We start from the raw sequence: 14,812 nt of genomic DNA on the forward strand, positions 1-14,812 counted from the left end.
CAAGCGGGAGAACAGCAATGAGCAACTATGACGTGATCATTCTGGGTGGTGGGCCCGGTGGATATAACGCGGCGATTCGCGCTGGGCAGCTGGGGCTGAAGGCCGCCTGTGTCGAAGGTCGTGCAACCCTGGGCGGCACTTGCCTGAACGTTGGCTGCATGCCCTCCAAAGCGTTGCTCCATGCCTCGGAATTATACGAAGCGGCCATGGGGGCCGAGTTCGCCAACCTCGGCATCGACGTCAAACCCAGCCTCAACCTTGCGCAAATGATGAAACAGAAAGACGAAAGCGTAGCGGGCCTGACCAAGGGCATCGAGTTTCTCTTTCGCAAGAACAAGGTCGACTGGATCAAAGGTTGGGGCCACATCGACGGGCCGGGGAAAGTGACCGTCACCGGCGAGGACGGCGGCAAGACCGAACTGAGCGCCAAGGACATCGTTATTGCCACCGGCTCCGAGCCCACCCCGCTGCCGGGTGTCGAGATTGATAACCGGCGCATCCTCGACTCCACCGGCGCATTATCCCTGAGTGAAGTGCCCCGGCATCTGGTGGTAATTGGCGCAGGCGTCATCGGCCTGGAGCTGGGTTCGGTCTGGCGGCGCCTGGGCGCCGAGGTGACGGTAGTGGAATACCTTGATCGCATCTGCCCGGGCGTGGATGGCGAGGCCGGCAAAACCCTGCAGCGAGCCCTGGGCAAACAGGGCATCCAGTTCAAGCTGAGCTCCAAAGTCACGGGTGCCGTGCCGTCGGCCAGCGGTGTGCAATTGCAGGTCGAACCTGCGGCAGGCGGCGAAGCGCAGACCCTGGACGCCGATTATGTGCTGGTCGCCATTGGCCGGCGGCCCTATACCCAAGGGCTGGGTCTGGAGAACGTCGGGCTGAGTACCGACAAACGCGGCCTGCTCGCCAACCAAGGTCATCGCACCGAAGCGCCCGGCGTTTGGGTGATCGGCGATGTGACGTCCGGGCCGATGCTGGCCCACAAAGCCGAAGACGAAGCCATGGCCTGCATCGAACAGATCGCCGGCAAGGCCGCCGAGGTCAACTATGCGCTGATCCCCAGCGTCATCTACACCCGTCCGGAACTGGCCAGCGTCGGCAAGACCGAAGAACAGCTCAAGGCTGAAGGCCGCGCCTATAAGGTTGGGAAATTTCCGTTCACGGCCAACAGTCGGGCGAAGATCAATCACGAGACCGAGGGTTTCGCCAAAGTCCTGGCCGATGAGCGCACCGACGAAATCCTCGGCGTGCACCTGGTCGGCCCCAGCGTCAGCGAAATGATCGGTGAATACTGCGTGGCCATGGAGTTCAGCGCCTCGGCCGAGGACATCGCCCTCACCTGCCATCCACACCCCACTCGCTCGGAGGCGTTGCGCCAGGCAGCGATGAATGTGGAGGGGATGGCGACGCAGATGTAGAGAGTGCTCTCTATTGGCTAATCACACTTGGCCCTGTGGGAGCGAGCTTGCTCGCGAAGACGGCAGCACATCCGACATCGATGCAAGCTGACCCTGCGCCATCGCGAGCAAGCTCGCTCCCACAGCTACATCTTCAGCCTAGTTGGCAGCCACCCGTGCCTTGCGTTGGCGCCGGCTGATCACCCCCAACACCACCGCGACCACCAGCACCAAACCGCCCACTTGCAGCCAGCCCTTATAAGGTCGCAGCATCGAGCGAATGGGCTCCAGGGCCTGGGTGACGTAACGTTTGTTGGCGTTGTGGAATTCCGGTTCCTGGCATTGATGGCCGAAATCCCCGGCCCACTCCACGTAGGGGCCATCCTTCACGTACCGCTGATACAACGCGCTTTGCTCTTCCAGGCTGGAGTTGTAACCGACCGCTTTGCACAGCACGGCCGCAAACGCCTGGCTGGTATGGGGCAGGTTATCGGCCGCCTGGCTGGCCAGCGCCGTGGCGACAAACCGATAGTGGTAACGCACGTCCGGTTGCGCGGCGCTGGCCTGCTGGCGCTGCACTTCGCCCTCGGCCACCAGCGGCCCGACCTTCAGTTCAACGGGCTCGAAGCTGTAGCTGCCTCCCAGGCTGGCGTAATCCGGCGCCATCTCGTAGCCGAGCAACTCCATACCCCATTTACGCGCCATCCAGGACGCATTGAAATACGCCTCGGCCCGCCGGGTTGGCCACCATTTGGACTCGGCATCCTGGCGCAATTGCCCATAAGCGCGGGCTTTGTTCTGCAGATCAGCGTTATCGAAATACGCCGGCGCCTCATCGTAGCGCCCTTCCCTGAGCAAGCGGCGACCGAGCAGGTTGCGCAGGCTCGCGGCCACCGGCAGTGGCACGTAGTTGTCGCGATCCTGTTGGCTCAACGCCGGTGGCGCGGGGACTTGCGTGTCGACGTATTGTTTCAGTTCATCCACCGTCAGCACCCGCTCGGCAACCAAGGCGGCGTCGTACCAATAGTTGGCCTGGCCGCGATAAAGCTGATCGAACGCTTGCAGGTAATCACCCCGTTGCAGGGCCAGGATCGCGCTTTCGCCTTCGACCCGGCATTTGGGCTGTACCGACTCGAAGTCCCAATCCGGTGTGCGTCGACTGCCCCAGGACTCCTCTTTGGGAAACGCCTGGGCCGCTTTGGCGTAAGCCGCCGCCGCAGCGACTTTGTCACCGTCGCGCAGTGCCAGTTTGGCCCGCACCCACCAGGTCAACCCCGTGTCAGGGGCCTTTCCCACCAAGGCCTTGGCACTGGTGTAATCGCCATGCTGGTAGCTCACAGCCGCTAAACGGTCGGCATCGTCCAGGTTGCCCTGGGTGTTGGCCTGCAGCAGCTCGAAGAGTCTTTTCTCACCCGACGGTTCCTCACCGTCCCACCAGCCGACGCGGCTGAGTAAATAGGCGGTCGCCAATCGTTGCACCGCCGAGGTTTTGAGCAGTTGGCTCAAGCGCTCATCCGGCTGGACGCTCAGGTCGCCCGCCAACTGCAGCAACGAGCTGTAACCGACCTGGGAGCCTAGCAGGGACTGGGTCGCATACAGTTTGATGGCACTGTCCCAATCGTCAGCGGTGTAGGCCACCCGGGCTTCTTCGCCGAGGCTGGCAACCCCCAGTTCCAGCGGATCGCTGAAGCCGGCAACACTCAGCTCGCGGGCCTGGCGGAACGCTTCCCGAGCCTGCTGCAGCAACGCTGCGGGTTCACCGCTACCGGCTTCGGTGCTCAGGGCAAACAAGGCCCGGCCCAGGGAATACGCGGCCCAGGTGCTGCGCAGCGGACGTTGATCAGCCGGCAATGCCAGCAACTGTTGGAACGCTTCGGCGGCTCGCTGATGTTCACCGGCGTTGAAAGCCGCCGCGCCAATCGCGTACAGCTGAAGTTCGGCAGGCAGGTTTGCCGCTTCGCTAGCGACCTGCTCGATATCGGTCAGCGCCCGCAAACGCTCCACCACCGCTTGCTGCGGTGGGGTCAGGCCGATCTGTTCGGCCTTGCTGCGTTGTTCGACGTAAGAAGCCATATCGTCATAGCTGTAATCCGGGTTGCGCGTCGCCTCAGTAGCCGGCTTGAGCCCGGCAATCGCCTGGCCGAGACGGCTGACCTCGAAGCGAAAGCTGCCTTCGGGCAACTCGGCCAGTGATTGCGCGCGGTTATCCAGCAGGCGCATCGGGAATTCCGGCCCGCAGGCCAGCGCCTGCCCCAGCGGCAGGCTGAGACTTAGACAGAGCAGACGACGAGGCCACTTACGGGTAAACATTGAAACCTCCTTGGTCAATTTTCGTACAACGCGCCCAGCCAACTGCTCGCTGGGAACCAGCGGCCAGGCGGCCTTCCTGAATGCGGGTGAAGGTAAGCAGTCCGGGAGTTTGTTGCAACGTGTAACCAGCCAAGGCATCGACGCCGTCACACGCGCCGACAGCCAGCGTCAGGCGCTGGGGCCAGGGGCTGTCGAGATTGCCCTGATTCACCAGCCGGATATCGTACAAACCGTCCTGCTCCCCCAGCTGCAAAGCCAGCCGACTGTCCAGGCGATCGCCCCGGGCGACAGCGCCGAGAGTGGTCAGGCTCCAGGCGCGCCGGTCACCCGCCAACGGCAGACGGAACCAGATCAGCCCGGCCAGATGTTTCGGCGGTTCAGCGCGAAGGTCCGCCGCAAGCCCAGCCACTTGTTGTGGATCGGCCAACAGCTCCCGACGCTCGCCGCCTCGATCGATCGGCACTTCGCTTTCCACCACCGGCACGCCGCTCTCCTGGGTCAGCAACGCCACGCCATAGGCTGGCAAGGCCAGGTAGAACGGTCGCGTGGTGACGCCGCTCCAGCGTTCAGCCCAGCGCCGGGCCTGTTTCGGATCGAACAGCCCCTGGCGCGGATCGCTCACCGCGTGAACCTGTAGCACGCTACTGTCTACCGTCGCCAACAGGCCCGGCAACGCGGGGCTGTCGAGCCAGGCCGGCAGCGCCGTGATGCTCAATCCCAGGGTGGCCGGCAAGGCCTGCCGCAGCCGGGTCAGAAAGGCCCCGTAAGCCGGCAAGCGCGCGTTACCGGCATCATGGTCGATCTCCACCCCTAGCGGGACCAAACCCTGGGCTTGCCAGTCACTCAACAGCTGTTGGATCTGCGCGATCACATCGTCCTGGTCCAGGGATTTGAGCTGACCGTCCAAGCGAATCACTGCAATCAAAGGTCGACCATCGCCCTGGAGCATGGCCGGATCGATCCGCGCGCGGCTCCAGCCAGCCCCGGGAAAAGCCTGCAGCGCCAACACCCGCAGGCTGGAGAAGTCGCCATGGCTCTGACGCAACGCCGGTTCGTGGGCCGGCGTCCATTGGCGTTGCCAGATATAGAGTTGTTGATCGAGGGGCGGGGTCGGGGGTTGTTCACAACCACTCAGAAGCAACGCAATGAGGGCCAGCGATAGCCGGCAACGAAAAGTCATGAAACCTCACCACCCCGTAAAAGCTTCGCAGATTAACGCTTTGCACATGACTGTGGGAGCGAGCTTGCTCGCGATAGCGGTGTATCAGGCAACACAGCTGCTGCTGATCCAAAGCCATCGCGAGCAAGCCCGCTCCCACAGGGTTGAGAACTTCAGGTTATTCGTCGATGGTCATCGAGACCTCAACGTCATCTTCTCAGGCGGACTTTTGCAGGCCGACAGCCGTACGCGGCATCCCCACGAACCCTGGCAAGGCTTCGATTCGTGCCAGCCAGGCCCGTACATGAACGTAGTCCTCCAGCGACACATTGCCCTCCGGTGCATGGGCGATGTAGCTGTAGCCGGCGACGTCGGCAATAGTCGGAACGTCGCCTGTCAGATAAGCACTGTTGCTCAATTCCTGATCGATGACTTTCAACAGATTATGGGACCGGGCAATCACGTCTTCGGCGTTGTAAGGTGCGCCGAACACAGTAATCAGTCGCGCCGTGGCCGGCCCCGAATGAATCGGCCCGGCCGCCACCGACAACCAGCGCTGCACTCGGGCGGCACCGATCGAGTCGGTGGGCAGCCAGCGACCCTTGCCATATTTTTGCGCCAGGTACACCAGGATGGCGTTGGAGTCGGCCAGCACCACGCCGTCATCGTCAATCACCGGTACTTGGCCAAATGCATTGAGGGCAAGGAAATCCGCCTGCTTGTGGGCACCTTTGGCCAGATCGACGAAAACTTCCTCGACGGGTAGCTCGAGCAACGACAGCATCAATTGAACACGATGGGAATGGCCAGAAAGCGGGAAGTGGTAGTGCTTGATAGGGTTCATGATCGGCTCCACTGAAATGACGCCATCTGCAGGACAGCGTCGATGGCGTGATCTTCCTCGCAAGCTTGAGACTACAGAATCCCCGAGGAACGCAATCCATTATTTCAACCAGTGAAACAATGCGTCAGCCGCTCAAGGCCGGATGTCCGCGCAATGCGCTGACGGCAAAATCGACAAAACTGCGCACCCGTGCGGGTGCATTGCGCCCGCCCTGATACACCACATGGATCGGCAAGGGTGGCAGTTCAAAGTCTGCCAGGACGATTTCCAGTTCACCGGCGGCAATATTGCTCGCGACTTGATAAGACAGGATCCGTGTCATCCCCAAGCCCTGGCACGCGGCGGTGATCGCGGCCTGGTTGGCGGTCACCACTAACCGAGGCACAGGTCGGACGGCCAACGGTTGGCCGGCCTCGACGAAGGTCCAGCTTTTGATCTGACCGATGGCCGATGACGCCACTACCGGCATTCGTTCCAGGTCCTGCGGATGTCGGGGCCGCCCATGGCGCACGAAGAAGTCAGGGGAGCCGCACACCACTCGCCGCACTTCACCGACACGCACGGCGTGCAGGTTGCTGTCCGGCAACTCGCCGATGCGCACGGCAACGTCGATGCCCTCCTCGATCATGCTGACAGTGCGATCCAACAACAAGGCATTGATGCTGACCTCGGGGTACTGATGCAGGTAATCAACCAGCGCCGGCGTGACGAACAACTGGCCAAACAGCACTGGCGCGGTAATCGTCAGCTGACCACGAGGCTGGACGTGACTGCCGGCTGCCGAATCCTCGGCTTCCTGCAACTCGCCGAGGATCCGCCGACAGTCCTCTAGAAAGCGCTGGCCTGCTTCGCTCAGGTACACGTTGCGCGTGGTGCGAATCAGCAACGGCGTACCGATCCGTTGCTCCAACCCCGCCACGGCTCGCGTGACGCTGGCCGCCGACAGGCCTAGGCGCCGCGCCGCCGCCGAAAAACCCGAATCCTGGGCCACGGCGACAAAAACCTGCATTTCCTGAAACCTGTCCATCCGTCCCCCGATGAGAAATCCTGATACAAGTTTTCTACACGGCTCGAAGCCGCGCTACACGGCCATTGTAGAGACCTGGGCCAGTGAACCACAGCGCCGCGCCGCCGGACACCGGGACATTGACCCGGCCGTTGGCGGCTGCGCTTGGTACCATCCATTTTTGTGACAGTTTAATGACTGTAAGACCCGCCCCTCTGTGGGAGCGAGCCTACTCGCGATAGCGGTGGCTCCGCCGATAGGATTTGTGCTGATCCGACGCTATCGCGAGCAAGCTCGCTCCCACAGAGGTTGCGAGTTGTTTAATGGATTGGCTTCAACTGGAAGACCTGCTGTGAAAGTTTTCTCCCGCTATTTAACCCATCCCCTCGCTTCCCTTATCACCCTGGTCGGCTGCGTATTGCTGGTCCCAATGGGCCTACGCCTGGCGTTGGGCTGGTCCGACCCACTGGGCTATCTGTCGGACCTGGGCATCGGTGGGTTACTGATCGCGTTGCTTTACCGTCGCCCCTGGTGGCTGGCTCTGCCGGTATTATTGGCCTGGAGTGCTTTGAGCCTGGCCAGCATCGAGCTGGTCAGCGCGGTCGGGCGGATGCCCAACCCCTCGGACGTGCATTACCTGATTGACCCGCAGTTCGTTGAAAACTCCACCAGCGGCGGCTTCGCCCACCCCTGGCTGGCTGCGACTCAATTGGCCGCGCTGGGGTTTTGGCTGCTTGCCCAAGCCGCCAGCCGTACGCGACGAGCGCCACGTTTGCCTCGCCCCGCCTGGGCATTGCCCGTGGTGCTCTTGCTGAGCCACGGCACGCTGCAATCCTGGCGTCCCAGTGAGGCGGACCAATGGAATGTGTTCAACCTGCCCCACCAACTCATCACGGCGGGTATCGCCGCCGGGCAGGACCAAGCCCGGCAATGGTTCGACGGCGATGCAATGGAGCCTGCCCCGCCGATGGAGGGGCTGACCCGCCTGGATCTCGATGGAAATAAACTGCTGGCCGGACCGGGCCGTGCGCGCAACGTCCTGGTCATCGCCCTGGAGGGCATTCCCGGGGCCTACGTGGGCGCCAACCGCCAGGCCTTGAACAGCCGCTATCAAGAGAACCTGATGCCGCACCTCAGCGCATGGGCCGAGCGTGGCATGAACACCCCCGATTACGTCCTGCACAGTCACCAAACCATCCGCGGCCTGTACGCGATGCTGTGTGGCGACTACGACAAACTCAACGATGGCACGCCCAAGGGCGTCGAAATGCTCAACCAGCCCCAGCGCAACCAGGCCTGCCTGCCGGCCCAACTGCGTCAGAACGGCTTTTCCACCCATTTCCTCCAAGGCGCGGGCCTGCGGTTCATGGCCAAGGACCGGATCATGCCGCACATCGGCTTCGACACGACCCTGGGCATGGACTGGTTCACCCGACCCGCCTACCTGGAATTTCCCTGGGGCAAGGACGACAAGACCTTCTTCGAGGGCGCGCTGGACTACGTCGGGCAACTGCAACAGGCGCAAAAGCCCTGGATGCTCACCCTGCTGACCGTGGGCACCCACCAACCGTACTCCGCGCCGGATGACTACCTGCAACGCTACGACACCGCCAAGCAAGCCGCCGTGGGTTACCTGGACGATGCGCTGGAGAGCTTCCTGGCGGGCCTGGAACGCCAGGGCATTCTGGAAAACACTCTGGTGGTCATCACCTCGGACGAGTCCCATGGCATCGACGATGTGCGCCTGGCGTCGTCCTGGGGGTTCAATTTGACGCTGGCGCCGGAGCCATTACCGAGGATCAAGTCAGGGACCTACGGCCATGTCGACCTGACCGCATCGATCCTCGACTACTTCGGTTTCGCGGTGCCCCCGTCATTGTCCGGCCGCTCGCTGTTCCGGGACTACTCGACGGGCCGGGAAATCATGTCGTTCACCAATGGCAAGCTGCGCTATCACGACGGCAAAGGTACGTTCACCGAGTGCAATTTCCTGCAGAACTGCCGCTATTACTCCAGCCCAGGCTTCATCGCCGACCAAGCCAGCTACGGCGGGCAATACAGCGGCCAGCGAGCCAGGCTGATCAACGCCCGGGCCACGGCCCTGGACCAGACCCTGCTACGCACGCCCCTGAACCAGCATTACCAGTTTGGCAGCGCCGATAAAATCCCACTGCCAGCCCAGGTCACCAATGACTGGACCGATAACCTGATCGGCGCTCAATACCTGGAAATGCCCAAGGGCTCACAGACCCGCGTCAGCCTGACCATCCGCGCCGTGGAGGCAGACCATGCCGCCTATATTTCCCTCAAGGCCAAGGAGTTCGAGCGGGATGTGCCGATGGACCTGCCCACAGACGTGGCGGTAACACCCGGGCAGCCGCTGGTGATGAACATCCGTTTCGATAACCCGCAACCGCGCAAGGCGTTTTCCTTCCATTTGCTCGGTCATGGGGTGGGCGCCGTCGAGATCAGTGATTTCAGCGTCGTGACCGAACTGCCGGACCAGACCGACCAACCGGAATACCTGGACGACATGCAGGACGACCGTGAGGCGCAGTCCAGCTGAACAAAACGATTCGGCCCGGATGAGGACCACCAACAGGACGCCTGGGGCTAATCCAGCAACCGATGCAGCTTGGCGTACTGCAACAGCATGATCGTCTTGCCGTCGCAAATCTCCCCGCTTTCGATCATGCCCAAGGCCTGGTCGAGGGGCATCTCCAGCACCTCGATCTCCTCGCCCTCGGCTTCCAGCCCGCCACCTTCGTGCTGCTTATCCTCGTCAAAGTATTCACCAACGAAAAAATGCACCCGCTCAGTCACCGAGCCCGGGCTCATGAAGGCGTCGAACACCTTGCGCACGTCCTGGATGATATAGCCGGTTTCCTCCTGGGTTTCCTTGCGGATACAGGTATGCGGGTCGTCGTTGTCCAGCAGGCCGGCGCAGGTTTCGATCAGCAAGTCATCGTGCCCGTTGACGAAGGCCGGGAAGCGGAACTGCCGGGTCAACACCACGGTCTGCTTGGCCTTGCTGTACAGCAAGATGGTGGCGCCGTTGCCACGGTCATAGGTCTCGCGCGTCAGCTCGCGCCATTGGCCGTTGCGGCCGAGGTAGTCATAGGTGGTCTTGCGCAGCACGTACCAGTTGTCTGAGAGGACTTCGACGTTCTTGATGCGTACGCGATCCTTGATGCTGGTTGCCTGTGTCATTCACCCGCTCCATTCGGGGCCAGAGGCCCACTTCAAAACCCTATTCACGCTTCTTTGATACTCACAAAAAAAATCACGATGGCCCATCGTCTTTTCTAGTTCGACAAAACCTGTGCGCTCATTAAATCTTCGACCAGCCCTGAGCCTGCGGGGATTCCATAAATAAAAAAGAGACCAGACGAGAATTCCTCATGGGCATCAATCTGAAATTCGGTCAAAAGATTCTTCTCGGTGCCTGCGTCATCGTGATGGCGGTATTCCTGTCTTTCTCGTTGTTCAACGACCATCGCCAGCAAGCAAGTACCCGCGAAGCACTGCACAGCAACTTGCAGTCCACGGGCAAGTTGCTCGGCGCGAACCTCGACAGCTGGCTGGCCGGCCGAATCCTGTTGATCGAAGGTGCCGCCGAAACCGTCGCCGCCAATCCCACGCCAGATACCATCGGTGCCATTCTCTCCCAGGACATCATTACAAAGACCTTCATAGCCAGCTATGTCGGCCTTGAAGACAGTCGTTTCTTTATTCATCCCGAGCGGGTGATGCCAGATGGGTATGACGTTCGCCAGCGTGCCTGGTACAAAGATGCGGCTCGCACCCTTAAACCCGTGCTGACCGAACCCTACATCGGTGCCGGCATCGATTATCTGATCATGACCCAAGCGGCCCCGATCAAGATCAATGGCAAAGCCGCTGGTGTACTGGGTGCGAGTCTGAGCCTGGAACAACTCGCGAAAATCATCAATGCCGTGGACCTCAACGGCATAGGTTATGCCTTCCTGATCAGCGACGATGGCAAGATCCTGGTGCACCCGGACAACACACTGGTGACCAAGACTCTCACACAAGCGTTCCCCGAAGGCCCGCCGAGCATCAACAGCGCCTTGAGTGAAGTGCAGGAAAACGGCCGAACGCGGATCGTCACGTTTACGCCGATCAATGGCCTACCTTCGCTGCACTGGTCCATCGGACTTTCAGTGGATAAAGACGAAGCCTACGCCGCACTCCACGAGTTTCGCACTTCGGCGCTGGTCGCCACATTGATCGCCATGCTGGTCACGGTCGGTTTGCTCGGCCTGTTGATCAACGCCCTGATGCGACCATTACGCAGCATGGGCTCGGCCATGCAATCCATCGCCGATGGCGAAGGCGACCTGACCCAGCGCCTGCACAGCTTGTCCCGGGACGAGTTCGGCATGATGGCCGGAGGATTCAACCGCTTCGTCGAACGTATCCAGCAGTCGATCCGAGAAGTCCTGGCGTCCAGTATCCAGCTCACCCAATTGGCGGCACAGGTCAGCCAGGCGTCGCATTCATCCCTGAAGAGCTCCGACACGCAAGCAGCCCTGACCCATAACGTCGCCACGGCTATCAATGAGCTTGGGGCCGCAGCCCAGGAAATCGCCCGCAGCGCCGCTCATGCATCAAGCCGCGCCTCTGATACCAGGGATCAGACCCAGGAAAGTCAATCTGTGGTGCAGCGCAATATCAACGCCATGTCGCAGCTCTCCTCGCAAGTGGTCAATACTCGCCAGGACATCGAAAGCCTGAACGAAAAAACGCTGAAGATCGGACGTATTCTCGACGTCATCAAAGGCATCTCCGACCAGACCAACTTGCTGGCCCTCAACGCTGCCATCGAGGCCGCCCGCGCCGGGGATGCCGGACGCGGTTTTGCGGTGGTCTCGGACGAAGTACGTACGCTCGCCCATCGCACCCAACAATCAGCTCAGGAAATCCACAGCATGATCGAGGAGCTGCAGGCAGGTGCCGGCAACGCCGTGAGCGCCATGCTCGAAAGCCAGCGTCACAGCGACGACAACGTCAATACCGCCAAGCTCGCGGGCGAGCGACTCAATCGCGTGCTGCTGGGTATCGGCGAGATCGACGAGATCAACTTGTCCGTGGCCACCGCCACCGAAGAGCAAACCTCAGTGGTGGACAATCTGGATCGCGACATCAGTCACATCAACAGCCTGAATCAGGAAATGGTCGGCAATCTGCAATCCACCTTGCAGGCCTGCACTGAACTGGAAAACCAGTCACGCCGCCTGCAACAAATGGTCAACACCTTCAAAACCTGAACGTCATTCAGAAGCGGGTTGGCGGGACCCGTGGCAATGCTCGTTTGTGGGCCGTTTTGACATAGGCGCGTTCGATGATCTGTCGCGCCTGAGGCGATACCTTTTCGCCCATCAGATACGCATCGATCTGCGCGTAACTGCATCCATACGCCACTTCATCCAACTTACCAGGTGCCAAGTCTTCCAAATCAGCGGTTGGAGACTTGTGCACCAGGTACGCAGGCGCGCCCATCGCCTCGGCCAACAACCGCACCTGGGTCTTCGTCAGCCCGGACAGCGGCGCCAGATCGCACGCGCCGTCGCCGAATTTGGTGAAGAAGCCCATCACCGCCTCTGCGCTATGATCAGTGCCGACCACCAACCCATTGCTTAAATTGGCAATGGCGTATTGCGCCAGCATCCGTGCTCGAGCCTTGGCATTGCCCTTGGCGAAGTCGGTAAGTTCGGCCGAAGGCTGCAAGCCGTCGATTGCGATATTGGTCATCAACCCGTCGACACAAGCGGCGATGTTGCTGGTGGTGATCAAGTCCGGCCGGATGAAGTCCAGAGCAGCCTGGGCGTCTTGCTCATCGGCCTGGGTCTTGTACGGCAATCGGACTGCGATAAAACGCGCCGCGTAATCTTGATTGCGCAGTTGTTCCACCGCCAACTGGCACAGCAGGCCGGCAGTGAGAGAATCGACGCCACCACTGATACCGAGTACCAGGGACTGGCAGCCCGACTCGCGCAAAATCTGCTTTATAAACTCAACGCGGCGGGCAATTTCAGTCTCTTCGCCGCCCTGTGTGAGTTGGCGGTCGACGCCCAGTTCCCGGGCAATGCTCTCTTGCACAAGCGCAGTCATATCAGGCTCCCAGCTGTGGATTGACAAGGGCGACGTTGAAAACTTGGGCGGCGTAGCGCAGAAATGAGGCATCTTCACAGACGTTCTTGATCGGGTCGTCGGAGAACTTAACCACCGGCTCACCGTGGACCCGAACCAACTTCATGACGATGCTCAGCGGTTCGACACCGTCAACATCACAGGCCAGGCTGGTGCCCATGCCAAAACCGAATTTGGCCTTGCCACGAACGTGGCGCAGGATCGGCAGACATTTTTCGAAATTGAGGCCATCGGAGAACATCAGGTCCTTGGTGCGCGGATCGACGCCCAGTTCCTTGTAACGCCCCAGCACCTTATCTGCCCAGACGATAGGGTCACCGGAATCCTGGCGCAGGCCGTCATAGAGCTTGGCGAAGTACAGGTCGAAATCCTTGAGGAAGAAGTCGGTGCTGATGCAGTCCGTAAGGGCGATACCGAGCCGGCCTCGATACTCGTGCACCCAGTTTTCCAGCGCGGCATTCTGGCTCTCGCGTAACCGCCCCAGTTGCTGATGCACCATCAGCCATTGGTGGGCCATGGTGCCAATCAGTGGCAGATTGAACTCGTAAGCCAAGTGCGCGTTGCTGGTGCCGACAAAGACGCCAGGAAAATCGCTGCGCATGACATTTACCACTTCACGCTGGGCTCTGAATGACAGCCGCCGACGGGTGGAGAAGTCGGAAACACGAAACTCGGCGAGTTCCTCACGACTGGCATTTTTTTCCAGCCATTCGAACTTTTGGTACAGCTTGCGGGTGACGTCGGCCAACTCGACTTCGGGATACTTCTCGCGGTTGCGCAGTTCGCTGACCATTGCCAACACCGGTTGCTCGAACATGATGCAATGCAACATCGGACCACGGACGCGGATGTGCAGTTGGCCGTCGACTTGCGCAACGTGTATGTAGCGCAGATTGAAGCGAAACAGACCGAGAAACTGTTCGAAGTCCGGGGTCAGGTATTCACGGAAACGCTTGTTGAACAGAAACCGCTGCTCCCCTTCGCGCAGCTGCAACCCGGCAAGCTTTTCCAGTTCGACACGAATGTCCGGGATCAGGTGACCGAGCCGCTCTTTGGAACGCACGATGAACTGGTATTCCACCTCTACATTCGGGTGCTGGTGCAAGACCGCCTGCATCATGGTGAAGGTGTAGTAGTCGGTATCCAGAAGACTCTGGATGACGCCGTTGCTTGAATCGTATGCACTGTCCATGCTTCGTCCTTATGCGCTTGCCAAGCGGATAGTTTCTTCGCGAGTCGCGGCAACCGAGACCCCCACCTGTTGCAGCTCTTGAATGGCTTGAAGAGCGCCCTCCTCACTGATGGCCCGGCAAGCCGGGAGGTGAATGATCACCTTGAAGCCGGCGGCGGCCAGTTGCAGAGCGGTGGTTTTGACGCAGAAATCCAGCGCCAACCCGCCAACAATCACCTGCTGCACACCCAGGCCGTTCAGGTACTCGATCACCCCGGTGGAAAGCTTGCCGTGCAGGTCGTGGTAGCAGGCGCCGTAGGGGTGCAAATCCGGCTCGACACCCTTCCAGACGAAATAATCGTAATCGTAGGGGGTCGGCAGTTGATCCAGCAGGGCAAAACCTTCGGTGCCGGGGACACAGTGGCTGACCCAAGTGATATCGGCGTGCTCGAGCCCGGTCGGCGAGAACATCTGTGAGTGATCGGCAACCACCCAGGGGGCCAGGGGCGTATGGGCGTCCTTGCTACCGATGCGAACGCTGGCCAGGGATGCGATGAAATTCAGCTCACCGCCAATCTGGTCGCCGCCCGGCACCGGAAGCTCATCAGGGCATAGCGGTGTAAAGCTCTTTTGTGCATCGACATCGAAGGAAGCCGTTTTCCGGGTCAGGCTGTTCATGCTGGGGTTCTCCTCTTCATGGCTACGAGAGTACATAAGGTGTACTTTCATAACAAGCCATTCGTAGAAAAGA

The 14,812-nt window shown here is 60.6% G+C and carries 11 protein-coding genes; 3 read left to right on the forward strand and 8 right to left on the reverse strand.

Going from position 1 to position 14,812, the window contains the following annotated elements; genetic code table 11:
* Nucleotides 1–17: 17 nt before the first annotated feature.
* Entirely contained in the window at nucleotides 18–1,418 is a 1,401-nt protein-coding gene (lpdA, locus tag J9870_RS29165) for a dihydrolipoyl dehydrogenase (protein WP_210642121.1), read from the forward strand.
* 138 nt (nucleotides 1,419–1,556) lie between these two features.
* Here lpdA and J9870_RS29170 read toward each other — a convergent pair whose 3' ends face one another.
* From J9870_RS29170 to J9870_RS29185, 4 genes are all read right to left on the reverse strand, one after another.
* Entirely contained in the window at nucleotides 1,557–3,707 is a 2,151-nt protein-coding gene (locus J9870_RS29170; protein WP_210642122.1) for a hypothetical protein, read from the reverse strand.
* Nucleotides 3,694–4,887: a DUF3142 domain-containing protein gene (locus J9870_RS29175; RefSeq protein WP_210642123.1), complete on the reverse strand. Its 1,194-nt coding sequence runs from the start codon at nucleotides 4,885–4,887 to the stop codon at nucleotides 3,694–3,696. Before J9870_RS29175 ends, J9870_RS29170 begins: the two co-directional genes overlap by 14 nt.
* Before the next feature lie 196 nt (nucleotides 4,888–5,083).
* Entirely contained in the window at nucleotides 5,084–5,710 is a 627-nt protein-coding gene (locus J9870_RS29180; protein WP_210642124.1) for a glutathione S-transferase, read from the reverse strand.
* 124 nt (nucleotides 5,711–5,834) lie between these two features.
* Entirely contained in the window at nucleotides 5,835–6,737 is a 903-nt protein-coding gene (locus tag J9870_RS29185; protein ID WP_210642125.1) for a LysR family transcriptional regulator, read from the reverse strand.
* 409 nt (nucleotides 6,738–7,146) lie between these two features.
* On the opposite strand from J9870_RS29185, the gene J9870_RS29190 reads away from it, so the two are divergent.
* On the forward strand, nucleotides 7,147–9,282 hold the full coding sequence (locus tag J9870_RS29190; protein WP_246883166.1) for an LTA synthase family protein: 2,136 nt from the start codon (nucleotides 7,147–7,149) through the stop codon (nucleotides 9,280–9,282).
* Nucleotides 9,283–9,329: 47 nt separating this feature from the next.
* On the opposite strand, the gene nudK is transcribed toward J9870_RS29190, so the two are convergent.
* Complete coding sequence (gene nudK, locus J9870_RS29195; RefSeq protein ID WP_210642127.1) at nucleotides 9,330–9,926, reverse strand: GDP-mannose pyrophosphatase NudK; 597 nt, start codon at nucleotides 9,924–9,926, stop codon at nucleotides 9,330–9,332.
* 191 nt (nucleotides 9,927–10,117) lie between these two features.
* On the opposite strand from nudK, the gene J9870_RS29200 reads away from it, so the two are divergent.
* Nucleotides 10,118–12,007 carry a methyl-accepting chemotaxis protein gene (locus tag J9870_RS29200; protein WP_210642128.1) on the forward strand — a complete coding sequence of 630 codons (1,890 nt, stop codon included), beginning with the start codon at nucleotides 10,118–10,120 and terminating at the stop codon, nucleotides 12,005–12,007.
* A gap of 7 nt (nucleotides 12,008–12,014) precedes the next feature.
* Here the strand turns inward: J9870_RS29200 and nadE are convergent, their stop codons facing one another.
* From nadE to J9870_RS29215, 3 genes are read right to left on the reverse strand one after another with little or no spacing between them, the layout of a single operon-like run.
* The gene (gene nadE, locus J9870_RS29205) at nucleotides 12,015–12,851 is read right to left on the reverse strand and encodes an ammonia-dependent NAD(+) synthetase (protein ID WP_210642129.1); all 837 of its coding nucleotides are present in this window, start codon (nucleotides 12,849–12,851) and stop codon (nucleotides 12,015–12,017) included.
* Between the two features lies 1 nt (nucleotide 12,852).
* The gene (pncB, locus tag J9870_RS29210; RefSeq protein WP_210642130.1) at nucleotides 12,853–14,082 is read right to left on the reverse strand and encodes a nicotinate phosphoribosyltransferase; all 1,230 of its coding nucleotides are present in this window, start codon (nucleotides 14,080–14,082) and stop codon (nucleotides 12,853–12,855) included.
* 9 nt (nucleotides 14,083–14,091) lie between these two features.
* Complete coding sequence (locus J9870_RS29215; protein ID WP_210642131.1) at nucleotides 14,092–14,739, reverse strand: isochorismatase family protein; 648 nt, start codon at nucleotides 14,737–14,739, stop codon at nucleotides 14,092–14,094.
* Nucleotides 14,740–14,812: the final 73 nt, after the last annotated feature.

The sequence above is a fragment of the Pseudomonas sp. Tri1 genome (assembly GCF_017968885.1).
In the GTDB taxonomy this organism is placed as follows: domain Bacteria; phylum Pseudomonadota; class Gammaproteobacteria; order Pseudomonadales; family Pseudomonadaceae; genus Aquipseudomonas.

Bases quoted from the DNA above. Each gene is read 5' to 3' on its own strand.
- lpdA (WP_210642121.1), top strand. From the start codon at position 18: ATGAGCAACTATGACGTGATCATTCTGGGTGGTGGGCCCGGTGGATAT.
- J9870_RS29170 (WP_210642122.1), bottom strand. From the start codon at position 3,707: ATGTTTACCCGTAAGTGGCCTCGTCGTCTGCTCTGTCTAAGTCTCAGC.
- J9870_RS29175 (WP_210642123.1), bottom strand. From the start codon at position 4,887: ATGACTTTTCGTTGCCGGCTATCGCTGGCCCTCATTGCGTTGCTTCTG.
- J9870_RS29180 (WP_210642124.1), bottom strand. From the start codon at position 5,710: ATGAACCCTATCAAGCACTACCACTTCCCGCTTTCTGGCCATTCCCAT.
- J9870_RS29185 (WP_210642125.1), bottom strand. From the start codon at position 6,737: ATGGACAGGTTTCAGGAAATGCAGGTTTTTGTCGCCGTGGCCCAGGAT.
- J9870_RS29190 (WP_246883166.1), top strand. From the start codon at position 7,147: ATGGGCCTACGCCTGGCGTTGGGCTGGTCCGACCCACTGGGCTATCTG.
- nudK (WP_210642127.1), bottom strand. From the start codon at position 9,926: ATGACACAGGCAACCAGCATCAAGGATCGCGTACGCATCAAGAACGTC.
- J9870_RS29200 (WP_210642128.1), top strand. From the start codon at position 10,118: ATGGGCATCAATCTGAAATTCGGTCAAAAGATTCTTCTCGGTGCCTGC.
- nadE (WP_210642129.1), bottom strand. From the start codon at position 12,851: ATGACTGCGCTTGTGCAAGAGAGCATTGCCCGGGAACTGGGCGTCGAC.
- pncB (WP_210642130.1), bottom strand. From the start codon at position 14,082: ATGGACAGTGCATACGATTCAAGCAACGGCGTCATCCAGAGTCTTCTG.
- J9870_RS29215 (WP_210642131.1), bottom strand. From the start codon at position 14,739: ATGAACAGCCTGACCCGGAAAACGGCTTCCTTCGATGTCGATGCACAA.